Origin of the sequence: Vandammella animalimorsus, from assembly GCF_002285265.1 — a bacterium.
In the GTDB taxonomy this organism is placed as follows: domain Bacteria; phylum Pseudomonadota; class Gammaproteobacteria; order Burkholderiales; family Burkholderiaceae_C; genus Lampropedia.
The window spans coordinates 477,090-503,364 of sequence record NZ_NSJB01000001.1; the positions used below are offsets into that span (position 1 = coordinate 477,090).

25 protein-coding genes and 1 pseudogene are annotated in these 26,275 nt (G+C 65.4%); 21 read left to right on the forward strand and 5 right to left on the reverse strand.

Annotated elements, in window-relative coordinates:
- Nucleotides 1-13 precede the first annotated feature (13 nt).
- The 14 genes from CK625_RS02090 (at nt 14) to CK625_RS02155 (ending at nt 14,978) form a co-directional block, all read left to right on the forward strand.
- On the forward strand, nt 14-493 hold the full coding sequence (locus CK625_RS02090) for a NuoB/complex I 20 kDa subunit family protein (protein WP_095538587.1): 480 nt from the start codon (nt 14-16) through the stop codon (nt 491-493).
- 47 nt (nt 494-540) lie between these two features.
- Complete coding sequence (locus CK625_RS02095; protein ID WP_095539035.1) at nt 541-1,143, forward strand: NADH-quinone oxidoreductase subunit C; 603 nt, start codon at nt 541-543, stop codon at nt 1,141-1,143.
- A 38-nt stretch (nt 1,144-1,181) separates the two neighbouring features.
- A complete protein-coding gene (locus CK625_RS02100; RefSeq protein ID WP_095539036.1) occupies nt 1,182-2,435 on the forward strand; it encodes an NADH-quinone oxidoreductase subunit D in 1,254 nt (417 codons plus the stop codon).
- Nucleotides 2,432-2,920, forward strand: coding sequence for an NADH-quinone oxidoreductase subunit NuoE (gene nuoE / locus CK625_RS02105; RefSeq protein WP_095538588.1), 489 nt, complete (start codon nt 2,432-2,434; stop codon nt 2,918-2,920). Before CK625_RS02100 ends, nuoE begins: the two co-directional genes overlap by 4 nt.
- The gene (nuoF, locus tag CK625_RS02110) at nt 2,917-4,341 is read left to right on the forward strand and encodes an NADH-quinone oxidoreductase subunit NuoF (protein WP_095538589.1); all 1,425 of its coding nucleotides are present in this window, start codon (nt 2,917-2,919) and stop codon (nt 4,339-4,341) included. The genes nuoE and nuoF overlap by 4 nt, the downstream gene beginning before the upstream one ends.
- A gap of 22 nt (nt 4,342-4,363) precedes the next feature.
- Nucleotides 4,364-6,577 (forward strand): NADH-quinone oxidoreductase subunit NuoG, encoded by a 2,214-nt coding sequence (nuoG, locus tag CK625_RS02115; RefSeq protein WP_095538590.1) that lies wholly within the window; start codon nt 4,364-4,366, stop codon nt 6,575-6,577.
- Nucleotides 6,574-7,650: an NADH-quinone oxidoreductase subunit NuoH gene (nuoH, locus tag CK625_RS02120; RefSeq protein WP_095538591.1), complete on the forward strand. Its 1,077-nt coding sequence runs from the start codon at nt 6,574-6,576 to the stop codon at nt 7,648-7,650. Before nuoG ends, nuoH begins: the two co-directional genes overlap by 4 nt.
- A gap of 17 nt (nt 7,651-7,667) precedes the next feature.
- Nucleotides 7,668-8,198 carry an NADH-quinone oxidoreductase subunit NuoI gene (gene nuoI, locus CK625_RS02125; RefSeq protein WP_095538592.1) on the forward strand — a complete coding sequence of 177 codons (531 nt, stop codon included), beginning with the start codon at nt 7,668-7,670 and terminating at the stop codon, nt 8,196-8,198.
- 101 nt (nt 8,199-8,299) lie between these two features.
- Nucleotides 8,300-8,950, forward strand: coding sequence for an NADH-quinone oxidoreductase subunit J (locus tag CK625_RS02130; RefSeq protein WP_095539037.1), 651 nt, complete (start codon nt 8,300-8,302; stop codon nt 8,948-8,950).
- The gene (gene nuoK / locus CK625_RS02135) at nt 8,947-9,255 is read left to right on the forward strand and encodes an NADH-quinone oxidoreductase subunit NuoK (protein WP_095538593.1); all 309 of its coding nucleotides are present in this window, start codon (nt 8,947-8,949) and stop codon (nt 9,253-9,255) included. Before CK625_RS02130 ends, nuoK begins: the two co-directional genes overlap by 4 nt.
- Nucleotides 9,256-9,274: 19 nt before the next feature.
- The gene (nuoL, locus tag CK625_RS02140; protein WP_095538594.1) at nt 9,275-11,296 is read left to right on the forward strand and encodes an NADH-quinone oxidoreductase subunit L; all 2,022 of its coding nucleotides are present in this window, start codon (nt 9,275-9,277) and stop codon (nt 11,294-11,296) included.
- 13 nt (nt 11,297-11,309) lie between these two features.
- The gene (locus CK625_RS02145) at nt 11,310-12,785 is read left to right on the forward strand and encodes an NADH-quinone oxidoreductase subunit M (protein ID WP_095538595.1); all 1,476 of its coding nucleotides are present in this window, start codon (nt 11,310-11,312) and stop codon (nt 12,783-12,785) included.
- Between the two features lie 22 nt (nt 12,786-12,807).
- Nucleotides 12,808-14,307, forward strand: a complete 1,500-nt coding sequence (nuoN, locus tag CK625_RS02150) for an NADH-quinone oxidoreductase subunit NuoN (RefSeq protein WP_095538596.1) — start codon at nt 12,808-12,810, stop codon at nt 14,305-14,307.
- A 164-nt stretch (nt 14,308-14,471) separates the two neighbouring features.
- Entirely contained in the window at nt 14,472-14,978 is a 507-nt protein-coding gene (locus CK625_RS02155; protein WP_095538597.1) for a DUF1178 family protein, read from the forward strand.
- A 658-nt stretch (nt 14,979-15,636) separates the two neighbouring features.
- Here the strand turns inward: CK625_RS02155 and accD are convergent.
- From accD to CK625_RS02175, 4 genes and pseudogenes are all read right to left on the reverse strand, one after another.
- Nucleotides 15,637-16,503: pseudogene (accD, locus tag CK625_RS02160) on the reverse strand (acetyl-CoA carboxylase, carboxyltransferase subunit beta); the annotation flags it as partial.
- 257 nt (nt 16,504-16,760) lie between these two features.
- Nucleotides 16,761-17,000, reverse strand: a complete 240-nt coding sequence (locus CK625_RS02165) for a DNA gyrase inhibitor YacG (RefSeq protein WP_095538599.1) — start codon at nt 16,998-17,000, stop codon at nt 16,761-16,763.
- A gap of 38 nt (nt 17,001-17,038) precedes the next feature.
- Complete coding sequence (gene zapD, locus CK625_RS02170; protein WP_095539038.1) at nt 17,039-17,797, reverse strand: cell division protein ZapD; 759 nt, start codon at nt 17,795-17,797, stop codon at nt 17,039-17,041.
- A 196-nt stretch (nt 17,798-17,993) separates the two neighbouring features.
- Nucleotides 17,994-18,515, reverse strand: coding sequence for a DUF192 domain-containing protein (locus CK625_RS02175; protein ID WP_095538600.1), 522 nt, complete (start codon nt 18,513-18,515; stop codon nt 17,994-17,996).
- A gap of 189 nt (nt 18,516-18,704) precedes the next feature.
- On the opposite strand from CK625_RS02175, the gene clpS reads away from it, so the two are divergent.
- From clpS to CK625_RS02205, 7 genes are all read left to right on the forward strand, one after another.
- A complete protein-coding gene (gene clpS, locus CK625_RS02180; RefSeq protein ID WP_095538601.1) occupies nt 18,705-19,076 on the forward strand; it encodes an ATP-dependent Clp protease adapter ClpS in 372 nt (123 codons plus the stop codon).
- A gap of 259 nt (nt 19,077-19,335) precedes the next feature.
- The gene (gene clpA, locus CK625_RS02185) at nt 19,336-21,681 is read left to right on the forward strand and encodes an ATP-dependent Clp protease ATP-binding subunit ClpA (RefSeq protein ID WP_095538602.1); all 2,346 of its coding nucleotides are present in this window, start codon (nt 19,336-19,338) and stop codon (nt 21,679-21,681) included.
- Between the two features lie 84 nt (nt 21,682-21,765).
- On the forward strand, nt 21,766-22,506 hold the full coding sequence (locus CK625_RS02190) for a DUF4189 domain-containing protein (RefSeq protein WP_095538603.1): 741 nt from the start codon (nt 21,766-21,768) through the stop codon (nt 22,504-22,506).
- Nucleotides 22,507-22,543: 37 nt separating this feature from the next.
- Nucleotides 22,544-22,717 (forward strand): hypothetical protein, encoded by a 174-nt coding sequence (locus CK625_RS13860; RefSeq protein WP_172425061.1) that lies wholly within the window; start codon nt 22,544-22,546, stop codon nt 22,715-22,717.
- 141 nt (nt 22,718-22,858) lie between these two features.
- Nucleotides 22,859-23,392 (forward strand): dihydrofolate reductase family protein, encoded by a 534-nt coding sequence (locus CK625_RS02195; protein ID WP_095538604.1) that lies wholly within the window; start codon nt 22,859-22,861, stop codon nt 23,390-23,392.
- Nucleotides 23,393-23,525: 133 nt separating this feature from the next.
- Nucleotides 23,526-23,879, forward strand: coding sequence for a hypothetical protein (locus CK625_RS02200; protein WP_095538605.1), 354 nt, complete (start codon nt 23,526-23,528; stop codon nt 23,877-23,879).
- Nucleotides 23,867-24,367, forward strand: coding sequence for a cupin domain-containing protein (locus CK625_RS02205; protein ID WP_095538606.1), 501 nt, complete (start codon nt 23,867-23,869; stop codon nt 24,365-24,367). Before CK625_RS02200 ends, CK625_RS02205 begins: the two co-directional genes overlap by 13 nt.
- Nucleotides 24,368-24,429: 62 nt before the next feature.
- Here CK625_RS02205 and CK625_RS02210 read toward each other — a convergent pair whose 3' ends face one another.
- Nucleotides 24,430-26,187 (reverse strand): vWA domain-containing protein, encoded by a 1,758-nt coding sequence (locus tag CK625_RS02210; RefSeq protein WP_095538607.1) that lies wholly within the window; start codon nt 26,185-26,187, stop codon nt 24,430-24,432.
- Between the last annotated feature and the right edge of the window lie 88 nt (nt 26,188-26,275).

Consider the following 26,275-nt stretch of genomic DNA (forward strand, 5'->3'; position numbering starts at 1 on the left):
AAGGAGAACAAAAATGATTGAAGGCGTCCTCAAGCAGGGCTTTGTCACCACGACCTACGATGCGGTGGCGAACTGGGCCAAGTCGGGCTCGCTGTGGCCCGTGACTTTTGGTTTGGCGTGCTGCGCCGTGGAAATGATGCACACCGCAGCAGCGCGCTACGACCTCTCGCGCTTTGGCGCCGAGGTGTTTCGCGCCAGCCCCCGGCAGGCCGATCTGATGATTGTGGCCGGCACGCTGTGCAACAAGATGGCGCCGGCCCTGCGCAAGGTCTACGACCAGATGGCCGAGCCGCGCTGGGTGATCTCCATGGGCTCCTGCGCCAACGGCGGCGGCTATTACCACTACAGCTATTCGGTGGTGCGCGGCTGTGACCGTGTGGTGCCGGTGGATGTGTACGTGCCCGGCTGCCCGCCCACGGCCGAGGCCTTGATGTACGGCATCATCCAGCTGCAGCAGAAGGTGCGCCGCACGAACACCATTGCCAGGGTCTGAGCCTCATGAGCACCACGATGAACAAGCAAGAACCCCTGCAGCCGGCCATGCAGGCCATCGCCCCGGAGATTCTCTGCGCGCAATTGCAAGCCCTGCTGGGCGAGCGGGTGCGGCGCGTGTCACTGTCGCTCGACCAGGTCGTGATCGACGTGCCGGCGGCCAATTACCTGGCGGTGATGCAGCAGTTGCAGCAGGCCCAGGGCTGCCGCTTCGATACCTTGATCGACCTGTGTGGCGTGGACTATTCCGACTATGGCAACGGCCTGTGGGAGGGGCCGCGCTTTGGCGTTGTGGTGCAGCTGCTGTCGGTGCAGCTCAATCAGCGCGTGCGCGTGCGCTGCCTGGCCGAGGACGATGACTTCCCTGTGTTGCCTTCGCTGATCGGCATCTGGCGCTCGGCCAACTGGTATGAGCGCGAGGCCTTCGACCTGTACGGCATCGTCTTCGATGGGCATGACGACCTGCGCCGCATCCTGACCGACTACGGCTTCATTGGCCACCCGTTCCGCAAGGACTTTCCGCTGTCGGGCCACGTCGAGATGCGCTATGACGAGGCGCAGCGGCGCGTGGTGTACCAGCCTGTGACCATCGAGCCGCGCGAGATCACGCCGCGCGTGATCCGTGAGGACACCTATGGAGGCCCGCACTGAATCGGCGCTGCGCGCGCCCGATGGTTGGGAACGACACGATGGCTGAAATCAAGAACTATTCGCTCAACTTTGGCCCGCAGCACCCGGCTGCGCACGGTGTGTTGCGCCTGGTGCTGGAGCTCGATGGCGAGGTGGTGCAGCGCGCCGACCCGCACATCGGCCTGCTGCATCGCGCCACCGAGAAGCTGGCCGAGCACAAGACCTACATCCAATCGCTGCCCTACATGGACCGCCTCGACTACGTGTCCATGATGTGCAACGAGCACGCCTACTGCCTGGCCATCGAGAAGATGCTGGGCATCGAGGTGCCGCTGCGCGCGCAGTACATCCGCGTGATGTTCAGCGAGATCACGCGCATCCTCAATCACCTGATGTGGCTGGGCGGCAATGGCAACGACGCCGGCAGCTCGACCATTCTGATCTACGCCTTCCGCGAGCGCGAGGACCTGTTCGACATCTACGAGGCGGTCTCCGGCGCGCGCATGCACGCGGCCTATTTCCGCCCGGGCGGCGTGTACCGCGATCTGCCCGACTCCATGCCCCAGTACCAGGCCTCCAAGGTGCGCAACCAGCGCAGCGTGGATCGCCTCAACGAAGCGCGCCGCGGCAGCCTGCTGGACTTCATCGACGACTTCACGCAGCGCTTTCCCAAGTGCGTTGACGAATACGAAACGCTGTTGACCGACAACCGCATCTGGAAGCAGCGCACCGTGGGCATTGGCGTGGTCAGCGCCGAGGATGCGCTGAACCTGGGCATGACCGGGCCGATGCTGCGCGGCTCGGGCGTGGCATGGGATCTGCGCAAGATGCAGCCCTACGACGTGTACGACCGCGTCGAGTTCGACGTGCCCGTCGGCGTGACCGGCGACTGCTACGACCGCTATCTGGTGCGCATGCGCGAAATGCGCGAGGCCAACCGCATCATCAAGCAGTGCGTGGACTGGCTGCGCGCCAACCCAGGCCCGGTCATCACCGCAGACCGCAAGGTGGCGCCGCCGCCGCGCGCCAACATGAAGTCGGGCATGGAGGAGCTGATCCACCACTTCAAGCTGTTCACCGAAGGCTTCAAGGTGCCCGAGAGCGAGACCTACGCTGCCGTCGAGCATCCCAAGGGCGAGTTCGGCATCTACATGATCAGCGATGGCGCCAACAAGCCCTACCGCATGAAGATCCGCGCGCCCGGCTTTGCGCACCTGTCGGCCATGGACGCCGTCACGCGCGGCTACATGCTCTCGGATGCAGTGATGATTCTGGGGACGCTGGATATCGTGTTTGGGGAGGTTGACCGATGATTACCGAAGCCACCAAGGCGCGCTTTGCGCGCGAGGTCGCCAAATACCCGCCCGAGCGCAAGCAATCGGCCGTGATGGCCTGCCTGTCCATCGTGCAGCAGGAGCAGGGCTACATCAGCCAGCAAAGCGAGGCCGAGATCGCCGCCTACCTGGATATGCCCGAGATCGCCGTGCATGAGGTCACGACCTTCTACAACATGTACAACCAGCAGCCAGTGGGCAAATTCAAGCTGGCCGTCTGCACCAACCTGCCGTGCCAACTGCGCGGTGGCAAGCAGGCGCTGCAGCACCTGGAGCAGCGCCTGAAAGTGCACATGGGCGAGACCACGGTCGACGGCATGTTCACGCTGCAGCAGTGCGAGTGCCTGGGCGCCTGCGCCGATGCGCCGGTGATGCTGGTCAACGATCGCGACATGTGCAGTTTCATGAGCAACGAGCGCCTCGACCAACTCGTCGACGCCTTGCGTGCGGAGGGCAGCCAATGAGCCTGCGAGACATTCTTCAGCCGTTCAAGTCCACCGGCCGCGAGACCTGCTTTCACGGCCGCCACATCGAGCCGCAGATCTACGCCCATCTTGACGGCAGCAACTGGTCGCTGCGCGATTATCAGAACCGCGGCGGCTACCGCGCGCTGAAAAAGGTGCTGGGCAAGGACGGCGGCCAGGGCCTGAGCCAGGACGACATGGTGGCTCTGCTCAAGGAATCGAGCCTGCGCGGCCGTGGCGGCGCAGGCTTTCCCACCGGGCTGAAGTGGAGCTTCATGCCGCGCAACTTCCCAGGGCAGAAATACGTGGTCTGCAACTCGGACGAGGGCGAGCCGGGCACCTGCAAGGACCGCGACATCCTGATGTACAACCCGCACATCGTCATCGAAGGCATGATCCTGGCGGGCTACACCATGGGCGCCAGCGCGGGCTACAACTACATCCACGGCGAAATCTTCGAGGTCTATGAGCGCTTCGAGGCCGCCCTGGAGGAGGCGCGCGCGGCGGGCTTTCTGGGTCAGAACATCCTGGGCACGGACTTCAGCTTCGAGCTGCATGCCCACCACGGCTTTGGCGCCTACATCTGCGGCGAGGAAACGGCCCTGCTGGAATCGCTGGAGGGCAAGAAAGGCCAGCCGCGCTTCAAGCCGCCATTTCCGGCCAGCTTCGGCCTGTTCGGCAAGCCCACCACCATCAACAACACCGAGACCTTTGCCGCCGTGCCCTGGATCGTGCGCAATGGCGGCCAGGCCTACCTGGAGTGCGGCAAGCCCAACAACGGCGGCACCAAGATCTTCTCGGTCAGCGGCGACGTGCAGCTGCCGGGCAATTACGAGATCCCGATGGGCACGCCCTTTGCCAAGCTGCTGGAGCTCGCCGGCGGCGTGCGCCCAGGGCGCACCCTCAAGGCCGTGATCCCCGGCGGCTCGTCTGCGCCCGTGATCCCGGCGGCCATGATGATGGAATGCACGATGGACTACGACTCCATCGCCAAGGCCGGCTCCATGCTGGGCTCGGGCGCCGTGATCGTCATGGACGACACGCGCTGCATGGTCGAGTCGCTGGCGCGCCTGTCCTACTTCTACGCCCATGAGTCCTGCGGCCAGTGCACGCCCTGCCGCGAGGGCACGGGCTGGCTCTCGCGCGTGGTGCACCGCATCCTGCACGGCCATGGCCGCCCCGGCGATCTGGAGCTGCTGGACTCCGTGGCCGGCAACATCCAGGGCCGCACGATCTGCGCGCTGGGCGATGCCGCGGCGATGCCGGTGCGCGCCATGCTCAAGCACTTCCGCCATGAGTTCGAGGCCAAGATCGCCGCTGCCCAGCCGCAGCTGCAGCCGCCCGAGCCAGTCCTGCCGGGCATGACCGGAGCGCTGCAGGCCGTTGCGGCCGCCCACGCGGCGCAGCGCGCGGCCGCCTGATCGATGATGGAGAACCCGCTCTATGGTTGAAATCGAACTCGACGGCAAAAAAGTGCAGGTGCAAGAAGGCAGCATGATCATGCATGCGGCCGAGAAAGCCGGCACCTACATCCCGCACTTTTGCTACCACAAGAAACTCTCCATCGCCGCCAACTGCCGCATGTGCCTGGTGGACGTGGAAAAAGCCCCCAAGGCCCTGCCGGCCTGCGCCACGCCGGTGACGCAGGGCATGGTGGTGCACACGCACAGCGCCAAGGCCGTACAGGCCCAGCAATCGGTGATGGAGTTCCTGCTCATCAACCACCCGCTGGACTGCCCGATCTGCGATCAGGGCGGTGAGTGCCAACTGCAGGATCTGGCCGTGGGCTATGGCCAGGGCCGCTCGCGCTATCAGGAAGAAAAGCGCGTCGTGCTGCACAAGAACGTCGGCCCGCTGATCTCCATGCAGGAGATGAGCCGCTGCATCCAATGCACGCGCTGCGTGCGCTTCGGCCAGGAAGTGGCCGGCGTGATGGAGCTGGGCATGATCAACCGTGGTGAGCACTCCGAGATCACCACGGTCAAGGGCGATACGGTCGACTCCGAAATCTCCGGCAACATGATCGACATCTGCCCCGTGGGCGCGCTGACCAGCAAGCCCTTCCGCTACAGCGCCCGCACCTGGGAGCTGTCGCGCCGCAAGTCGATCGCGCCGCACGATTCCTCGGGCGCAAACCTGATCGTGCAGGTCAAGAACCACCGCGTCATGCGCGTGCTGCCGTTCGAGAACGAGGCTGTCAACGAATGCTGGATCGCTGACCGCGATCGCTTCTCCTACGAGGCCCTCAACGGCCCCGATCGCCTGCGCACGCCCATGATCAAGCAGGGCGGCCAGTGGCAGGAAGTGGGCTGGCAGCAGGCGCTGGAATACGTGGCGCAAGGCCTGGGCCAGATCAAGGCCGAGCATGGCGCGCACCGCATCGGCGCGCTGGTCAGCCCGCACAGCACCCTTGAAGAACTGATCTTGGCCAAGCAACTGATGCAGGGCCTGGGCAGCGACAGCATCGACCACCGCCTGCGCCATGCCGAATTTGCGCAACAGGCCGGCGTGCGCTGGCTGGGCACCTCGATCGCGACGCTGTCCACGCTGGGCCAGGCGCTGGTCATCGGCTCCAACCTGCGCAAGGAACACCCGCTGTTTGCCGCGCGCATCCGCCAGGCTGCGCGCCATGGCGCGCAGGTCTACGCCTTCACAGAACATGCTTACGACTGGGCCATGCCCGTGGCGCACAACTGGGTCGTGCCCAGCACGCATTGGCTGCCTGAGCTGGCCAGTCTGGCGGCGGCCGTGGCCGCCGAGAAGGGCCTGCCAGCGCCGCTCGAGGCCCCGGTGCACGCGCAGGACCAGGCCCTGGCCAAGCAATTGCTGGCCGGCGCTGGCGGCACGGCCAAGGCCGTGCTGCTGGGCAATGCCGTGGCCCACCATCCGCAGGCCACGGCGCTGCTGGCCCTGGCCAACTGGCTGGCCGAGCACATCGGCGCCAGCGTCGGCTTCCTGACCGAAGCTGCCAATACCGTGGGCGCCCAATGGGCGGCGGCCTTGCCGGGCGCGCATGGCCTGAACGCCGGGCAGATGCTGGCCGGTGGGGCCAAGGCCTTGCTGTTGCTCAACACCGAGCCGCAGTGTGACAGCGCCGCCGGCCAGAATGCCGTGGCCGCCTTGCAGCAGGCCGAGATGGTGGTCACGCTCAGCCCGTTCAAGACCAATCTGGAATTCTCCGACGTGCTGCTGCCGATCTCGCCGTTCACGGAAACCTCCGGCAGCTTCGTCAACGCCGAAGGCCGGGTGCAGAGCTTCCACGCCGTGGTCAAGCCACTGGGCGAAACCCGCCCGGCCTGGAAAGTGCTGCGCGTGCTGGGCAATCTGCTGGGTCTGCCGGGCTTTGACTATGAAGAATCGCCCCAGGTGCTGGCGCGCTTTGCGCGCGAGCGCACTGGCGAGGACAAACCCGCCTTCGTGCCGGCCGCGACATTGAGCAACCGCGCCGACATCACCCAGGTGGACGTGCGCGTGGCTGGCGTGCGCCCGGTCGTGGCCAGCATCTACCAGCTCGACGGCCTGGTGCGCCGTGCCCCGGCCCTGCAGGCCACGGCCGATGCCCGCCTGGGCGAGCGCGCCGGCTGGGCCGAGGCGCAGTGCGATGCAGCGCAGCCCAACTCCCCAACCGCCCGCGCTGTCGATGAGGTGAGCGCATGATCGAATCCTTCTACAACCTGGGCTTCAACGCGATCGACGCCGCCTGGTGGAACGGCTTGGCCTGGCCAGTGCTGTGGAACCTGCTGAAGATCGTGGCCATCGTGGCCCCGCTGATGATTGCCGTGGCCTACCTGACGCTGTGGGAGCGCAAGCTGCTGGGCTGGATGCAGGTGCGTTATGGCCCCAACCGCGTCGGCCCATGGGGTCTGCTGCAGCCCATGGCCGATGGCTTGAAGCTGCTGACCAAGGAAATCATCCGCCCCTCGGCGGCCAGCTTCAAGCTCTACCTGCTCGGGCCGGTGATGGCCATCATGCCGGCGCTGGCTGCCTGGGTCGCCATCCCCTTCGGCCCGGACATGGCGCTGTCCAACGTGCACGCCGGCGTGCTGTTGATCATGGCCATCACCTCCATCGAGGTGTACGGCGTCATCATTGCCGGCTGGGCCTCGAACTCCAAATATCCGTTCCTGGGCGCGATCCGCGCCTCGGCGCAGATGATCAGCTATGAAATCGCGCTGGGCTTTTGCTTCCTGGCGGTGGTCATGGTCACGGGCAGCATGAACCTCAGCGACATCGTGCGCGTGCAGGAGGCGGGCCGCTTTGCCGACATGGGCCTGAACTTCCTGTCCTGGAACTGGCTGCCGCTGCTGCCGCTGTTCGTGGTCTACATGATCTCGGTCGTGGCCGAAACCAATCGCCACCCGTTCGACATGGTCGAGAGCGAGGCCGAGATCGTCGCCGGCCACATGGTCGAGTACTCGGGCATGGGCTTTGCGATCTTCTTCCTGGCCGAATACGCCAGCATGTGGCTGGTGTCGTTCCTGGCGGCCATTTTGTTCCTGGGTGGCTGGGATGCGCCTTTTGCCTTCCTGGATTTCATCCCCGGCTGGATCTGGCTGGGGCTGAAGGCCGCGCTGGTCGTGAGCTGGTTCATCTGGATCCGCGCCACCTTCCCGCGTTTCCGCTACGACCAGGTCATGCGCCTGGGCTGGAAGATTTTTATCCCATTGACACTGGTGTGGGTGGTCGTGGTCGGCATCTGGCTGTTCTCGCCGCTGAACATCTGGCATTGATGGAGCGAACAAGCAAGATGGCACACACCACGCAAGCCAAACCCACGATCTCCGGCAACGCTTTTTCCCTGAAGGATTTTTTCAAGAGCTTCATGCTCTGGGAGTTGCTCAAGGGCATGATGCTGACCGGCCGTTATGCCATGAGCCGCCGCGTCACGGTGCAGTTTCCGGAGGAAAAAACCCCGCTGTCGCCACGCTTTCGCGGCCTGCATGCGCTGCGCCGCTACGAAAACGGCGAAGAGCGCTGCATCGCCTGCAAGCTGTGCGAGGCGGTCTGCCCGGCCATGGCCATCACCATCGAGTCGGACGTGCGCGACGACGGCACGCGCCGCACCACGCGCTATGACATTGACCTGACCAAGTGCATCTTCTGCGGCTTCTGCGAAGAAAGCTGCCCGGTCGATTCGATCGTCGAGACGCAGATCTTCGAATACCACGGTGAAAAGCGCGGCGATCTGTATTTCACCAAGGAAATGCTGCTGGCCGTGGGCGACCGCTACGAGAAAGAGATTGCCGCGGCCAAGGCAGCCGACGCCCCGTACCGCTAAAGCCCTGCGCCCGCAGCGGGCTGGATTTTCAGGGGCGCACATCCCATCCCTTACGAAGACCCTTGCAGCGCCGCGAGGCGCAGGCTGAGAAGAAGACCGTCATGGACGTCAGAAACGCATTCTTTTACCTTTTTGCCGCAGCGCTGCTGTTTGCAGCCTTGCGCGTCATCACGGCGCGCAACCCAGTGCATGCGGTGCTCTACCTCATCTTTGCCTTCTCGCAGGCCGCAGGGGTCTGGCTGTTGATGCGCGCCGAGTTCCTGGCCATCCTGCTGGTGATGGTGTACCTGGGGGCGGTGATGGTGCTGTTCCTGTTCGTCGTGATGATGCTGGACATCCGCATCGAGCGCATGCAAGGCGCACTGAAGAAGAACCTGCCGGCGGCGCTGGTGATCCTGGCCGTGGTCGTGGGCCAGATGGTGGCCGTGCTCTGGCTGGGCTTTCCCGATACCGATGCCGCTGGCGAGCTCATCGCCGCCCAGCCTGGCTACAACAACACGCGTGAGCTGGGCAAGCTGATGTACACCGAATACGTGCTGCCGGTGCAGGTCGCGGGCGTGATCCTGCTGGTGGGCATGATTGCCGCGATTGCGCTGACGCTGCGCACGCGCCGCGACACCAAGGCCATCGACGCCTCGCTGCAGGTGCACGTCAAGGCCGAGGAGCGCATGCGCGTGGTGCAAATGCCTGCGGTGCGCCGCGCAGCTGCGGCCGAGCCGGCACAGGCCGCGCAAGAGGAGATCAAGCCATGAGTCTGACACTGGGGCATTTTCTGTCGCTGGGGGCAATCCTGTTCGCCCTGGCCGTGGTGGGGATCTTCCTCAATCGCAAGAACCTGATCGTGCTGCTGATGGCCATCGAGCTGATGCTGCTGGCCGTGAACATGAACTTTGTGGCGTTTTCCTACTTCCTGGGCGACTTGCACGGGCAGGTGTTCGTGTTCTTCATCATGACCGTGGCGGCGGCCGAGGCGGCCATTGGCCTGGCCATCCTGGTGCAGCTGTTCCGCGCCCGCACCAGCATCAGCGCCGACGACTTGACGACCCTCAAAGGCTGAGCACGAGGCAAGGCAGACCATGACTCCAACACTTTCCGCATCGACCTTGCTCTGGGTGCCGCTGGCCCCATTGATCGGCGCCTTCATCGTCGGCATCTTCGGCACCGCCATGGGCGGCAACTTGCTGGGCCGCAGGGCAGGGCACAGCATCACCATCGCCGGCGTCTTCATCGCCTTCGTGCTCTCGGCCATGACTCTGTGGAAGGTCATGAACGGCGCGCCGGTGCTCAACCAGACGCTCTACCAATGGGCCGTGCTGGGCAATACCGCGATGGAAGTGGGCTTCCAGATCGACAGCCTCTCGGCCATGATGATGGTGGTGGTGACCTTCGTCTCGCTGATGGTGCACCTCTACACCATTGGCTACATGGAGGGCGACCCGGGCTACAACCGCTTCTTCTCCTACATCTCGCTGTTCACCTTCTCCATGCTGATGCTCGTGATGAGCAACAACATGCTGCAGCTGTTCTTCGGTTGGGAGGCCGTGGGTCTGGTGTCCTACCTGCTGATCGGCTTCTGGTACACCAAGCCCACGGCCGTGTTCGCCAACCTCAAGGCCTTTTTGATCAACCGCGTGGGCGATTTCGGCTTCATCCTGGGCATCGGCCTGCTGGTGGCCAGCGTGGGCACCTTCAACTACAGCGAGGTCTTTGCCCGCGCCGACCATCTGGCAACGCTGAACCTGCCGGGCACCGACCGCAGCCTGCTGACGGCGGCGCTGATCTGCCTGTTCATCGGCGCCATGGGCAAGAGCGCGCAGTTCCCGCTGCACGTCTGGCTGCCCGATTCGATGGAAGGCCCCACGCCGATCTCGGCGCTGATCCACGCCGCCACCATGGTCACGGCCGGCATCTTCATGGTGGCGCGCTTCTCGCCGCTGTATGAGCTCTCGGACACGGCGCTGAACTTCATCCTCATCATCGGCTCCATCACGGCCTTTTTCATGGGGTTGCTGGGCCTGATCCAGAACGACATCAAGCGCGTCGTGGCCTATTCCACGCTCTCGCAGCTGGGCTACATGACCGTGGCTCTGGGCGCCTCGGCCTACCACGTGGCGGTGTTCCACCTGATGACGCACGCCTTCTTCAAGGCGCTGCTGTTCCTCGGTGCGGGCTCGGTCATCATGGGCTGCCACCACAACCAGGACATGCGCTACATGGGCGGGCTGTGGAAGTACATGCCGATTACCTGGATCACTTCGCTGTTGGGCTCGCTGGCGCTGATCGGCACGCCATTCTTCTCCGGTTTCTACTCCAAGGACGCCATCATCATGGCCGTGGGCGCCAGCAATCTGCCGGCCTCGGGCCTGGCCTACTGGGCCGTGCTCTCGGGCGTGTTCATCACGGCGTTCTATTCGTTCCGCATGTATTTCCTGGTCTTCCACGGCCGCGAGCGCTACGACCAGGATCCGCACGCGCATGAGCACCACCACGATGACCATGGCCACGGCCATGGCGCCAAGCCGCACGAGTCGCCCTGGGTGGTGACGGTGCCGCTGCTGCTGCTGACCATTCCTTCGGTGGCCATTGGCGCCTGCGTGTTGATGGGCTTTTTGTTCGGCGATTTCTTCAAGGGCGTGATCTTCGTCGATGCGGCCAAGCACCCCGCCATGGCCTACCTGGCCGAGCACATCCAGGGCTGGGTGGAGCTGGGCCTGCACGCCTTCGTCACGGCGCCGTTCTGGCTGGCGCTGGCCGGTGTGGCGGCCGCCTGGTATTGCTACATGGTCAATCCGGCCGTGCCGGCATTCTTCCAGCGCGCTTTCCACCCCGTCTACCGCCTGTTCGAGGAAAAGTACTTCATGGACAAGCTCTGGATCGACGGCATCGCCTGCAGCTTCATGAAGCTGGGCCGGGTGTTCTGGAAGGCGGGCGACCAGGCGCTGATCGATGGCGCCGTGGTCAACGGCTCCTGGCGGCTGGTGGGCTGGCTGGCCGGCGTGGTGCGCTGGTTCCAATCGGGTTTCATTTACTACTACGCGCTGGTCATGATTCTGGGTGTGTTCGCGCTCATGGCGTATTTCGTGTGGCGGAGCTACTAGGAGAACAAGAAAAATGGCTTGGTTAAGTCTCGCGATCTGGGTGCCCATCGTGGCGGGCATCCTGCTGCTGCCCCTGGGCAAGCCAGGGCAGGCCAATCTGGTGCGCTGGCTGGCGCTGGCCGGCGCCGTGCTGGGCCTGCTGGTCACGCTGCCGCTGTACACCGGCTTTGACACCGGCACGGCGCAGATGCAGTTCGTCGAAAAAATGCCCTGGATTGCCGCCTTCAACGTGCACTACCACCTGGGCGTCGATGGCCTGTCGTTCTGGTTCGTGCCGTTGACGGCCTTCATCACCGTCATCGTCGTGATCGCCTCGTGGGAGAGCATCACCGAGCGCGTCAATCAGTACATGGGCGCGTTCCTGATCCTCTCGGGCCTAATGGTGGGCGTGTTCACCGCGCTGGATGGCATGCTGTTCTACGTGTTCTTCGAGGCCACGCTGATCCCGATGTACCTGATCATTGGCGTCTGGGGCGGGCCGCGCAAGATCTACGCCGCGTTCAAGTTCTTCCTCTACACCCTGCTGGGCTCGCTGCTGACGCTGGTGGCGGTGATCTATCTCTACAACGTCTCGGGCGGCAGCTTCGACATCCTGAGCTGGCATGCCCAGCCGCTGTCGCTGTTGGAGCAGACCTGGATCTTCTTTGCCTTCTTCGCCGCCTTTGCCGTGAAGATCCCGATGTGGCCGGTGCACACCTGGCTGCCCGACGTGCACGTGGAAGCGCCCACCGGCGGCTCGGCCGTGCTGGCGGCCATCATGCTCAAGCTGGGCGCCTATGGCTTTTTGCGCTTCTCGCTGCCGATCGCGCCCGATGCCGCGCAGGAATATGCCTGGCTGATGATCGCGCTGTCGCTGATCGCGGTGATCTATGTGGGTCTGGTGGCCATCGTGCAGGAGGACATGAAAAAGCTCGTGGCCTATTCTTCGGTGGCGCACATGGGTTTCGTCAGCCTGGGCTTTTTCCTCTTCAACCAGCTGGGCATGACCGGCGCGCTGGTGCAGATGATTGCGCACGGCTTCGTCTCGGCCGCGATGTTCCTGGCCATCGGCGTGCTCTACGACCGCATGCACACCCGTGAGATCGCCGCCTACGGCGGCGTGGTCAACACCATGCCCAAGTTCGCCGCCTTCGCGCTGTTGTTTGCCATGGCCAATGCCGGCCTGCCCGCCACGGCCGGCTTCATCGGTGAGTGGATGGTCATCCTGGGTTCGGTGCAGCACAGCTTCATCGTGGGCATTCTGGCGGCCACGGCGCTGATCCTGGGCGCGTCCTATTCGCTGCTGATGTACAAGAAGGTCTACCTGGGCGATGTGCGCAACGATGAAGTGCGCGCGCTGCAGGACATCAATGCGCGTGAAATGCTGGTCATGGTCGTGCTGGCCGTGTGCGTGCTCTACATGGGCATTCACCCCAAGCCCTTCACCGACGTGATGGACACCTCCGTCGCCCACCTGCTGGCCCACATCGCGCAGGCCAAGCTGCAGTAATTGCCCAGAAGAGAGTTTTACGATGATTGACAGATATAGCTGGGTGGCCGTGTATCCGGAGCTGGTGCTGATGGTCATGGCCTGTGCCATCACGCTGGTGGACCTGAAGGAAAAACAGCGCCTGCGCCCGACCACGCACTGGCTGACGCTGGCCACGCTGGCCGTGGTGGCCGGCATGAACTTCACCTACGCCAGCCATGGCAATACCTTGTACGGCTTTGGCAACATGATGGTGGTCGATTCCATGGCCAGCTGGCTCAAGGGCTTTGCCGCCGTCAGCGTGCTGGTGGCGCTGGTCTATGCGCGCCCGTATTCGGCCTCGCGCGACATGCTGCGCGGCGGCGAGCTGTTCTCGCTGTCCCTGCTGGCGCTGCTGGGCATCGACTTTATGATCTCGGGCAACAACCTGCTGCTGCTGTACCTCGGCCTGGAGCTGCTGACGCTGTCGAGCTATGCGCTGGTGGCCCTGCGCCGTGACGACAGCCAGGCCACCGAGGCGGCAATGAAGTACTTCGTGCTCGGCGCCATGGCCAGCGGCTTTTTGCTCTATGGCATGTCCATGCTCTACGGCGCCACGGGCTCGCTGGACATTGGGGAGATTTTCCGCGTCATCAACCAGGGCCTGTTCGAGCACAAGCAGGTATTGGTCTTTGGCCTGGTGTTCATCGTCGCCGGTCTGGCCTTCAAGCTGGGGGCCGTGCCCTTCCACATGTGGATCCCCGACGTCTACCAGGGCGCGCCCACGGCCGTGACGCTGCTGATCGCCTCGGCCCCCAAGCTGGCCGCCTTCGGCATCGTCATGCGCATGCTGGTCGATGGCCTGCTGCCCCTGGCCACCGATTGGCAGCAAATGCTGGGCATCCTGGCCATGGCCTCGCTGTTCATCGGCAACCTGGTGGCCATCGCGCAGAAAAACCTCAAGCGCATGCTGGCCTACTCGACCATTTCGCACGTGGGCTTCATCCTGCTGGGCCTGATGTCCGGCGTGCAGGGCGGCGAGTTCAATGCCGACAGCGCCCAGGCCGCCTACGGCTCGGCCATGTTCTATGTGGTGACCTACGTGCTGACCACGCTGGCCACCTTCGGCATCATCATGCTGCTGGCCCGCGAAGGCTTCGAGGCCGACCAGATCACCGACCTGGCCGGCCTGAACCAGCGCAGCCCGCTGTACGCAGGCATCATGGCCTTGTGCATGTTCTCCATGGCCGGCATCCCGCCGCTGGTGGGCTTTTACGCCAAGTTCGCCGTGCTTCAGGCGCTGCTGGCCACGGGCTCCAGCCTGCACATTGCGCTGGCGGTGTTCGCCGTCATCATGTCGCTGATCGGCGCCTTCTACTACCTGCGCGTGGTCAAGGTGATGTACTTCGACGCCCCCGACATCCAGGCCCGCCCGCTTCAGGCCGGTTGGGACGTGAAGCTGGTGCTGACCGCCAATGGTGCGCTGATGCTGGTGCTGGGCCTGTTCCCGGGCGGGCTGATGGCCATTTGCGCCCAGGCCGTGCTCAACGCCTTGCGCACTTGAGGGCGCGCGGCGCGGCATCAAGAGACTGGCCCCTCGCACAACCCCTGCAGCACCTCGGCGGTGCCTGGCAGGGGTTTTTGCTTCACAATCCGATTCGGCCGGCACGCTGCCCCGGTGCGCTCTCGCGCAGGCAAGGCCAGTGCCTACGCCAGGAGTTGGCATCCATGAAAGTTTTCGATCTGCGCTGCGCGCACGGGCATGTGTTTGAAGGCTGGTTCGCCTCGAGCGAGGACTACCAGTCGCAGTGCCAGCGCGGCCTGCTGCAATGCCCGGTGTGCGGCAGCGCGCAAGTCGACAAGCTGCTCAGTGCGCCGCACCTGAAGGCCAAGAGCAACCGCCAGCCCAGCGCCGAGCCACAGCGGCTGCCAGCCGGGGGCGATCAGGCCCCCAGCCAGGTGCAAGCACGTGGCGCTCCCAGCGCGGGCGCGCAGCAGGCCATGGCCGAGCAGCGCAGACGCCAGGCCCAGTGGCTGAGCCAGGCGCGCGCCTTGCTGAAAAATGCCGAAAACGTTGGTGAGCGCTTCACTGCCGAGGCCCGCCGCATCCACGAAGGCCAGGCGCCAGAGCGGCCCATCCACGGCCAGGCCAGCGTGCAGCAAATGCTGCAATTGCTGGACGAAGGCATCCCTGTGCTGCCCCTGCCCGAAGGGGCGGACGAGCCATTGCAATAGCGCGAAATGTCGGGGAAGTGAAAGCAGCCGCAGGCGCGAGGCAATAGGCACCGCGCCTTCTCTGGAGGAGACCCGCTGCCGGGAGCTTTTTCGAGCCTGCTCAAGATTTCGGCGTGGGTGGACACAAGCGGTTTGGGATGTAACGCCAGGCACCGCTTGGAGCACATGACGCAGCCAATAGCACGTGCTATTGGCCAGTTTTGCTTGCGTCGCAGAGCGCCCAAATCCGCTTCATTGTCCGTAGGCAGGGGGGGGAGGGGAGCAGGTTCGCTCTTAGAGCGTGTTCTGCGCGAACGTTGACAAATCCAAGACCCGGCCGCTGACTGGCATCGCCAGCTCGCAAGTCGCTCTGGTCATGCCCGCGAAGGCGGGCATCCAGCGCCACCTTTGCGCACGAGAGGGAATGCAAACAGCAGTGCCGTCTGTCAGTGTCGTGGCTGGGCACCCGCCTGCGCGGGTGTGACGAGAACCAGCGGCGCTTGCAGGAGCTGCCTTCATGAGAGTCGAAACCGCCCTAGCCCTTGCCCGCGCTGGCTTCGTGGGCTGTCGCGCCCTCATTGCCAGCCTCGGGCTGGGGCAGGGCGGCCTCGCCCCCCGGGGCCGGCTGGCCGGCCGCCTCTGCGGCGGTGCCGGCCGGGGGCAGGGGGGCGCTGGGGGCGGCAATGCTGGGCTGGCCCAGCAAGATGGCCAGGTTTTGCGCAATCACGTCACGCAATTGGCGGCGGTCGACGATCAGGTCGATGGCGCCTTTTTCCAGCAGGAATTCGGCGCGTTGGAAGCCCTCGGGCAGTTTGACGCGCACGGTCGATTCGATCACGCGCGGCCCGGCAAAGCCGATCAGGGCCTTGGGCTCGGCAATGACCAGATCGCCCATGAAGGCAAAGCTGGCGCTGACGCCGCCCATGGTGGGGTCGGTCAGCACGCTGACGAAGGGCAGGCGCTGCTGGGCAAAGTGCGTCAGACAGGCGTTGGTCTTGGCCATTTGCATCAGCGACAGCAGCCCTTCCTGCATGCGCGCGCCGCCCGTGGCGGTAAAGCAGATGAAAGGCACTTTTTTGTGCAGCGCGGCCTGCACGGCGCGCACGAAGCGCTCGCCGACCACGCTGCCCATGCTGCCGCCCATGAAGTCGAACTCGAAGCAAGCGGCCACGACCGGCAGGCCATGCAGAGTGCCGCCCATGGCAATGAGCGCATCGCTCTCGTTGGTGGCCTTGTGCGCTTCCTTCAGGCGCTCGGGGTATTTGCGGCTGTCCTTGAACTTGAGCGCATCCAGCGGCGTGACTTCCTGGCCGATTTCGTAGCGGCCCTGCTCGTCCAGAAAGGCCGCCAGGCGCTGGCGCGCGCCAATGCGCTGGTGGGCGCTGCAGTGCGGGCAAACGTTGAGGTTTTTCTCCAGGTCGGCGCGGTAGAGCACGGTTTCACATTCCGGGCACTTGGACCACAGGCCCTCGGGGATTTGGTGGCGCGAGCTGGTTTCCGTGCTGCGAATCAGCCGGGAGGGAATGATTTTGTCAAGCCAGGACATGCGGGAAAAATGGTCGTCGAGAAAACAGCGCGGCTGCAGGGCCGCTATTGCAGTGTGGCCGGGCCTGTGTGCCAGACGCTTGGCGGTTTCGGCGCACTGGGGGCCTGAAAGAGCGCCCAAGGAAACGAGGCGAAGGGGGCCGAAAAGGGTTGAGACAAGAGGGCCGAAAAGGGCGCAAGGGCGCGCCCGATTGTAGTGAAACTATGGCTTGCGCTGACCGCCGCCGGGCAAGGCGGCCAAAGACGGGGCAGGGCGTTTCAGTCCTGTTCGCCGCCGCCTTGATCATCACCGGGCTTGCCGGCGATGCGAAACTGCTCGCTGGCCCAGGCCCCCATGTCGATGCGCTGGCAGCGCTCGCTGCAAAACGGCCGCCAGGGGTTGCTGGGCGCAAAGCGCGTGGGTTGCTGGCATTGGGGGCAGGCCACGATGGGGCCGGCCTTGGCCGGCGGCTCGTTGGTGTTGGGCGGCTGGCCCGGTGGTGGGGGTGAATGGCTCATGGCAAGGCGATGGGGGCGCAGATGCCCAGAGGGCGCGGCTACAGGCCGCAAATGGCCACTTCCAGCGACAAGTCCTTGTGCGTGGGCGTGGGCTTGCCTTCCAGATTGGGCTCCATGAAGCGCACGGAGACCAGCAGGCGGTTGGCGCTGATTTCGGGCGTGACGTCGTCGCGCGGATCGACCCACAGGCGCAGCAGCTGAAAGCCCCGCGTTGGGGGCAGGTTCTGCTGGAATTGCCCGCGGGTGACGGCCACGCGGTGCGCCGTGCCGGTGTCGCGCACCAGCTTGAGCAGCAGGAACACGGTGTCGGCCACCGGCGTGAGGCTGTTGGCCCAGGTCTCCAGATCGCGCAGGCGGGTGGCCGATGGGCGGTGCTTCCAATGGTGAAACAGCGGCAGATCGAAGTTGCAGGTGCCACCCGGGATGCCCATGCGGCTGCGCACGGTGTTGAGCCATTCGTTGTCGGCAATGAGCTGGCCGGGCTTGCCGGGCATGGTGGTGAGGTTCTTGGCGCAGTAATCGATGCGGGTGAAGATGCGGTCGAGCACGCCGTGGTCGATGTCCGGATAGTCCTTGTAGATCTGCAGCGCGGCGCGCTGGCGCTCCAGATCCTTGAGCATGTCGGTTTTCAGATCCGTGCGCGAGGCCACCTCGATGGCTTCAAAGATGGTTTGCAGCGCGTACTGGTGGTCGGTGACATCCGAGCGGTTGAGCAGCTCCTGCAGGCGCAGCAAGAGGTATTCCAGACGCAGATAAGTCCGGATGCGCTCGTTGAAGGGGTATTCGTACAGGATCACGACGGTGGCGGTGAAGGGGCTGGGCGGTATGGCTGCTTGCGCCCGATGGTGCCAGCGGGGCTGGCTCATCGGGCGCGCCCTGGGGCAATCCATGGAGGTTCTTGATGTTCTCTTTGCAAGTCGTTGATTCTAGGGCCTGTTCACACCAACTGTGCAAGGAGGGCGCGTTGGGACCTGCAGGGGCCGGGCCGCAGCGTCAGGGCCGGGCCTTGCCCGCGCCGCCGCCGCTCTCGAAAGGCTGGCCGCGCAGGCGCATGCCCGCGGCAATGCCGCGCTGGGCAAACCAGCCCTGGTTCATCTCCAGCACATAGCGCACCGGCTGCGCCGAGCAGTGCTGCTCGGTGCTCAAGGGCTGCATGTCGGCCAGGTTGACCACCGTGCCATCGTCGGCCAGGAAGGCCGCCGTCAAGGGCAGCGGCGTGTTTTGCATCCAGAAGCACTGCACGCCCGCTTGCTCGAAGACGAACAGCATGCCCTCGTGCTGCGGCATGCTGGGGCGGAACATCAAGCCGATCTGGCGCTGGGCAGGCGTGCTGGCCACCTGGGCATCGATGCGGTACATGTTGACCGACAGCGCCAGCCGGGGCAAATCCAGCTGCGGCTGGCCCGAGGCCTGCGGCGCCTGCGCCTGCAGCGCGGCGGGCAGGGCCAGCGCCAAGGCCAGCGCCGCAGCATGGGCGCGGCGCAACAACAGGGTGGGCGTGTGTTTCAAAGGCATGGCAAAAAGCGTGCAGTGTGTGGTCTTGCTGGGGCGGCATCGTAGCGGCAGTTGCGCGGCGTGCGCTGCAGCGCGGACGTAAAAACTTGTACGTGATGCGCGGGGCCGCGCCCTGCGCCTGCGGGCCATTGCAGGCCGTGCTTTTTCGGCGCGTACCGAGGCCGTCAACAGGTTCTAAAATCGTGCGCCATGAATGTTCCAGAAGCATCCAACCAGCCCATCAAGCCGCCGGCGCCGCCCACGGTGCTGCCGCTGCAGGAAGAAGAAACCGCGGTGGTGGAGCGCCAGCTGCACCGGCCCAAGCAGCCGCCGCTCTATCAGGTGGTGATGATCAACGACGATTTCACGCCCATGGAGTTCGTCATCGCCGTGCTGCAGGAGTTTTTCGGCAAGAACCGCGACATGGCCACGCAGATCATGCTCAAGATCCACCTCGAAGGCCGGGGCGTGTGCGGGGTGTACCCGCACGAGATCGCCGAGACCAAGGTCGATCAGGTCATGGGCGCTGCGGCCAGCGCCGGTCACCCGCTGCAATGCCTGAGCGAGCCGCTGGCCTCATAAGCCGCCATAAGCCTTTGGGTCAGGTTGGCACGACGCGCGACCAGCGCGCTCATCTGGGACATTGGCAGATGGAAAACGCGGCGTTGACGCCATAGGCCAAATGCTTCACCATGCGGCGCGCTCGCTCTGATGCGGGCCAGGGCAGTGGCCAGGGGCCATTGCTTGCGTCAATGACTGGCCCAGGGTCTATTGATTTTCTTCCAGGGCGCCCGCATCTGCCCTGTATCGTATTTTTCGCAAGCACAAGGAGTTCATATCAATGATTGCCCAGGAACTGGAAGTCAGCTTGCAAAAGGCTTTTGTCGAGGCGCGCGAAAAGCGCCATGAGTTCGTCACCGTCGAGCACCTGCTGCTGGCCTTGCTGGACAACCCCAGCGCGGCCGAGGTGCTGCGCGCCTGCAAGGCCAACATCGAGGAGCTGCGCAGCGCGCTGACGGGCTTCATCGACGACAACATGCCGCAAGTGGGCGGCAGCGATGAGGTCGACACCCAGCCCACGCTGGGCTTTCAGCGCGTCGTGCAGCGCGCCATCATGCACGTGCAGTCCACCGGCAATGGCAAGAAAGAGGTCGTGGGCGCCAATGTGCTGGTGGCCATTTTTGGCGAGAAGGACTCGCACGCGGCCTACTTCCTGCAGCTGCAGAACATCACCCGGCTGGACGTGGTGAACTTCATCGCGCACGGCATCCGCAAGGACGAGGCCGGCGACAAGGCCGGCAGCGCCGACGCCATGGGCGGGCAGGAAGAAGGCCAGCAGCCCGGCGGCGAGCGCGGCGAGAAACTCAGCCCGCTGGAGCAGTACACCGTCAACCTGAACCAGGCCGCCGCCCAGGGCCGCATCGATCCGCTGATCGGGCGCCAGCAGGAGGTCGAGCGCACCATCCAGGTGCTGTGCCGCCGCCGCAAGAACAACCCGCTGCTGGTGGGCGAGGCCGGCGTGGGCAAGACCGCTATTGCCGAGGGCCTGGCCTGGCGCATCACGCAAAAGGACGTGCCCGAGGTGCTGGAAAACGCCACGGTGTACGCGCTGGACATGGGCGCGCTGCTGGCGGGCACCAAGTACCGCGGCGATTTCGAGCAGCGCCTCAAGGGCGTGCTCAAAAGCCTGCGCGAAAAGCCCGACGCGGTGCTGTTCATCGACGAAATCCACACGCTGATTGGCGCGGGCGCGGCCTCGGGCGGCACGCTGGACGCCTCCAACCTGCTCAAGCCGGCGCTCTCCAGCGGCCAGCTCAAGTGCATTGGCGCGACCACCTTCACCGAGTACCGCGGCATCTTCGAGAAGGACGCGGCGCTGTCGCGGCGCTTCCAGAAGATCGACGTGGTCGAGCCCACCGTGGCCGAGACCGTGGACATCCTCAAGGGCCTCAAGAGCCGCTTCGAGGAGCACCACAGCGTCAAGTACGCCAATGCCGCCCTGCAGGCCGCGGCCGAGCTCTCGGCGCGCTACATCAACGACCGCCAGCTGCCCGACAAGGCCATCGACGTGATCGACGAGGCCGGCGCGGCGCAGCGCATCCTCGCGCCCTCCAAGCGGCGCAAGACCATCGGCAAGGCCGAGATCGAGGAAATCGTCGCCAAGATCGCGCGCATCCCGCCGGCGGCCGTCTCGCAGGACGACCGCAGCAAGCTCAAGACTCTGGAGCGCGACCTCAAGAGCGTGGTGTTCGGCCAGGACGGCGCGCTGGAGGCCCTGGCCAGCGCCATCAAGATGGCGCGCTCGGGCCTGGGCAAGCCCGACAAGCCCATTGGCGCCTTCCTGTTCTCCGGCCCCACCGGCGTGGGCAAGACCGAGGCCGCGCGCCAGCTGGCCTACATCATGGGCATTGAGCTGATCCGCTTCGACATGTCCGAATACATGGAGCCGCACGCCGTCAGCCGCCTCATCGGCGCGCCGCCGGGCTACGTGGGCTTTGACCAGGGCGGCCTGCTCACCGAGGCCGTGACCAAGAAGCCGCACGCCGTGCTGCTGCTCGACGAGATCGAGAAGGCCCACCCCAGCATCTACAACATCTTGCTGCAGGTGATGGACCACGGCACGCTGACGGACAACAACGGCCGCAAGGCCGACTTCCGCAACGTCATCATCATCATGACGACCAACGCCGGCGCCGAGACCATGAACAAGGCCAGCATCGGCTTCACCAACCCGCGCCAGGCCGGCGACGAAATGGGCGACATCAAGCGCATGTTCACGCCCGAGTTCCGCAACCGGCTCGACGCCATCGTCAGCTTCAAGCCGCTCGATGAGCAAATCATCCTGCGCGTGGTCGATAAATTCCTGCTGCAGCTCGAAAGCCAGCTGGCCGAGAAAAAAGTCGAGGCCAGCTTCACCGACGAGCTGCGCAAGTACCTGGCCAAGAAAGGCTTCGATCCGCTGATGGGCGCGCGCCCCATGCAGCGCCTGATCCAGGACACGATCCGCAAGTCGCTGGCCGACGAGCTGCTGTTTGGCGGCCTGGCCGATGGCGGGCGCGTGCTCATCGGCCTCAAGCAGGTCGATGACGGCCAGGGCGGCGTCAAGGACGAAGTGCAGCTGGACATCACGCCGCTCAAAAAAGAAGCCAAGCCCAAGCCGGAGGAAGAAGAAACCGCCGCCGAATGAGCGCTTGAGCCATGAGCGCGCGCCAGTGGCTGCGCGCCGCTGGCGCCCCAGGGTTGACCGACCAAAGACCAGCAGAAGCGAGCCATGAACAAACCATTTGTGCCCGGCATGCTGCACGCTGCAGCCACGGCTGTGGCGCTGGCCGCGCTAGCCTGGCCGCTGGCGGCGCTGGCGCAGCTGTCCCCAGGGCAGGTGCAGCGCATCCAGCAGCAACAGCAGCGCCAGATCATGCACCAGCACATCATGCAGCAGCACATCCTCCAGCAGCAGCGCATGGGGGGCCAAGGCGCCAATGTGCCGCCCGCCCCGTACCATCCGCCGGTCGACGTGGCCAACCGCAGCCGCGCCTACCAGGTCGTGGTGCTGGGTTACGACCGCGGCTGGGCCGAGGAAAGCCGCCGCGACGGGCTGCGGCGCGAGGAAGGCACGCTGTTCGAAAAGCAGGTGCACTCGCCCAAGACCATGCAGGATGCCGAGAACGAAGCCATGCAGGCATGCCGCGAAGGCCGCCAGGCGCGCGACTGCCACGTGCTGGCGCGCGTGGTCAATGCCTGCGTGGCGATTGCCGAGGGCAGGCACATCCTGGGCCTGGATGAGCACATCTACCGCTATTACGTCAGCCCGCAAAGCCCGCAGGAACAGGCCGTGCTCGACCGTGGCGGGGTGCTCGAGCCCACGCCGCAGGACAAGCAGCGCCACATCGACGCGGCCCTGGCCATGTGCGAGCAAGATCGCATCGCCCGGGCCGATCCGCCTTCGTGCAATGTGCGCGACTACTGCGTCTACGACAGCATCGTCTGGAGCAGCCGCAGGCTGGCGCAATGACGCCCTCGTTCGAACTGACGCAACCAAGGAGAGCCTCATGCGTTGCCTGATCCTCGCCGCGCTGGCAGGTGCCGCCCTGCTGCTGAGCGGCTGCGCCACCGATCTGGCGGGCGGGCCTGCGTCCAAGGCGGCCGCGCCGCCCAGCCCCTCCGTGGCCGACGGCAGCGGCGCCGTGTGGGACTGCAACCGCGGCTGCCGCCGCATCCGCTGACGGGCGCGCGCGGCGCTTGCATATTTCTCGCTCCTGGCATCTCATGCTCGAGTCCTGCCGTCCGCTCGGCTTTGCCGCGCCGCAAACCGTCCAGATCGTGAACAATCCGGAGCCCTCCCGCGCCTGAACAAAGGATTTGCAATGATCACTGGACATGTCTTCATTGCCACCAGTCTGGACGGCTTCATCGCCAGGCCCGATGGCGACATCGACTGGCTGTTGCAGCGCACCGATCCAGTCGAGGATCACGGTTATGCAGACTTCATGGCCGACAAGGACATGATCGTGATGGGGCGCGGCAGCTATGAAAAGCTGCTGAGCTTTGACACCTGGCCTTACGAGCGGCCTGCTCTCGTGCTGTCCAGGCAACTTGCCGGCACGCCAGTGCCCGAGGCGCTGGAAGGCGCGGTTCGTTTCTCAGCTCTCGGGCCCAAGGCTGCAATGCAGGAGCTGGCTTCGCACAACGTGCGCCGGGTCTATGTCGATGGCGGGCAACTGGTGCAATCCTTCCTGCGCGATGGGCTGATCCATGACATGGTGATTACCACGGTGCCCGTGCTGATCGGAGCGGGCAGGCCGCTGTTCGGGGCACTGCCGCAGGACATCGGGCTGACGCTGGTGTCCAGCCGCAGCTTTGCCTCGGGCCTGGTGCAATCAACCTATCGCCTGGCTTGATGTCCCGGCTGCGCGTCCGGCGCGGATCTTGAGCCGGGCCGCGCCTGACCCAAGTCCGGTATGGCGGTGCGCCGCCCATCACCCCCCTCTGCTCCAACAGCGCCAGCGCGCCAACGATCAGCGCCTGCATGCCTTGTTCGAGCTCGGCCTCCATCTCGGCCCGCTGGGCTGCGCGCGCGGCGGCGTTGGCCAGATCCTCCGGCTCGTCGTCGGGCTGGGTCGGGGCGCAGGCCAGGCTGTAGACCGTGTCGGAGACGGCGATGCAGTGAAAGGCCACGGTGCTCAGCAGCCAGCGCGCCTGGGCCGGGCGCAGGCCGTAGATGCGCGCGATGCGCCGGTGGTGGGCCTCGATCTTGTCCAGCATGGCCGGGGTGGCCGCCTGGCGGCGCAGCACATAGGGCGTCAGCCCAGGGTGCGCACGCACGAATGCGCGCGCGGCGCAGCTGAAGTCCAGCAGATAGTCGCGCAGCCCTTGTGGCTGCGCTGACGCTGCGCGCCAGCGTGGCCAACGCCGCCAACAAGACCTATTGGGCCAAGCCGCACTACACCGGCCTGGCGCTGGGCGCGCCGCGCAGCTTCCAGCTCTCGGCCACGGTGGATTTTTTGAGCGGCAAGACATCCCAAGGATCTGTAGCCATGCACGCCCCCATTGACGCAACCATTGACGCCCCCATTCCTTTGCAAGAAACCTTGGCGCAGCTGCGCGAGCACTGGAAGCCGCTCATCCTGAACCGTGGCGATTTTGGCCTGCGCTTCGTGCGCTTTGCGGGCGACTTTGAATGGCACAGCCATGCGCACAGCGACAAGGCCGTGCTGGTGCTCAGCGGCGAAATGGGCATTCGCTTCAAGAATGCGCAGCCGGTGCGCATCCGCGCCGGCGAGCTTTTTGTGCTGCCCAAGGGCATGGAGCATCAGCCCCACGCCGAGCAGGAATGCGCCATCGTGCTGATTGAGCGGGCCGGCCAGGGCGATTGAGCGAGCCCTGTCTTGCCAAGGCTCGCGTTTGCGTCGGCCCTGAGGCCGCGGTGCGTGCAACCTCAAGGCTTGGGCGAGAGGCTGGCGGCCAGGTCGATCAGCTCGATGAAGCTGCGGCGGTAGCCTTGCGGATCCTTGCCCAGGCCCTGCTGGGCCAGGCGCTTGGCGTCGCCATAGCCCCACTGGCCCAAAAAGGGGCTGCCGCGCAGCAACTGACCATAGCCGGCCACGGCGGCGGCAAACTGCCATTCGGCGCTGGGCTGGCCGCTGGCAGCCGCAGCAATGGGCTGGCTCAGCTCAGTGGCGCTGGCCTGGCCGGGCTTTTTGTAGCGGATGCGCAGCTCACCCAGCTCGTTGCGCTTGGCCGCATCGCCCGCTGGCTGCGCGGCTGCGCCTGGCTGGCCGTAGCGGCGCGGCACGTGCAGCGTGGGCTGGCCCACGGGCGTGATTTCGTAGAGCGCGGTGACGCTCTTGCCTGCGCCGATCTCGACCGCATCGACCGCGTCGTTGCGGAAGTCGGCCTCGGCCAGCACACGGTTTTCATAGCCGATCAGACGCCATTCGGCCACGGTGGCGGGGTTGAATTCCAGCTGCAGCTTGACGTCGGCGGCCACGGTGTTGAAGGTGGCCGAGAGCTCCTCGTCGAGCACCTTGCGCGCCTCCTGCAGGCTGTCGATGTAGCTGTAATTGCCATTGCCCACCTGGGCGATCTGCTGCATCAGCGCCTCGTTGTAGTTGCCCGTGCCAAAGCCCAGCGTGGTCAGCGAGACGCCGGATTTGCGCTCGCGCTCGACCATGTCGCGGATTTGGCGCACGTCGCTGATGCCGACGTTGAAGTCGCCATCGGTGGCCAGCAGGATGCGGTTGATGCCGCCCTCGATGAAGCCGGCGCGCGCCTGCTGGTAGGCCAGGCGCAGCGCGGCCTCGCCCGCGGTGGAGCCGCCGGCCTGCAGCCGCTCGATGGCGGCAAGAATCTTTTGCTTGTCTTTGCCGCTGGTGGGCTCGAGCTCCACCGCCGTGCGCCCGGCATAGACCACCAGCGAGACCTTGTCCTGCGGGCGCAGCCGCTCGACCAGCAGGCGCAGGCTGGCCTGCACCAGCGGCAGCTTGTCGGCGGAATTCATCGAGCCGGAGACATCGACCAGAAACACCAGGTTGGCCGGCGGCATAGCGCTGGCCTGTGCCTGCACGGCCTTCACGCCGATCTTGAGCAACTGGTGCTGGGGATTCCAGGGCGCGGCCGCCAGCTCGGTGGTGACGGAAAACGGGTGCGCGCCGCTGGCCGGCGGGTAATCGAAGGGGAAGTAATTGATCAGCTCCTCCACGCGCACGGCGTCCTTGGGCGGCAGGCGGCCAGCTTGGATGAAGCGGCGCATGTTGGCGTAGGCGCCGGTGTCCACATCCAGGCTGAGGGTGGAGACGCTGTCCTGCGCCGTGCGCTTGACCGGGTTGTCCTTGACCTCGTCATAGCGCTCGCGCTCCTGCCTGGGCCGCAGGGCATCGGGCATGGGCTGCGCGCCAGCGACGTAGAGCGTGACCGATTGCTGGGCCATGGGCTTGGTGCTCACGGCGGCATCCATGGCGGATGCGTACTCAGGGGCTGGCGCGGCCAATGGGGCGGGCGGCTGCGGCGCGGACTCGCGCTGCGGGCTGGATGTCGCATGCCCGCCGGGGCTGCCCGAGCAGGCCGCCAGCAGGCTGGCCAGGGCCAGCGCGCCCAGCGCCGGCAAAGCGCGCTGCGGGCGCGAGGTCAACACACCGCCACGGGCCTGGGGCCGCGGCGCGGCGTGGCAATGGGCATGGCATGGCAAACGGGACATGGGGGGGCTCCTTTCGGTCAAGACGGGGGAATGGCTGGAACAAATCCTGCAGCCGGCCAGCGCAGCACACGGACGGCGCCGCGCAGCC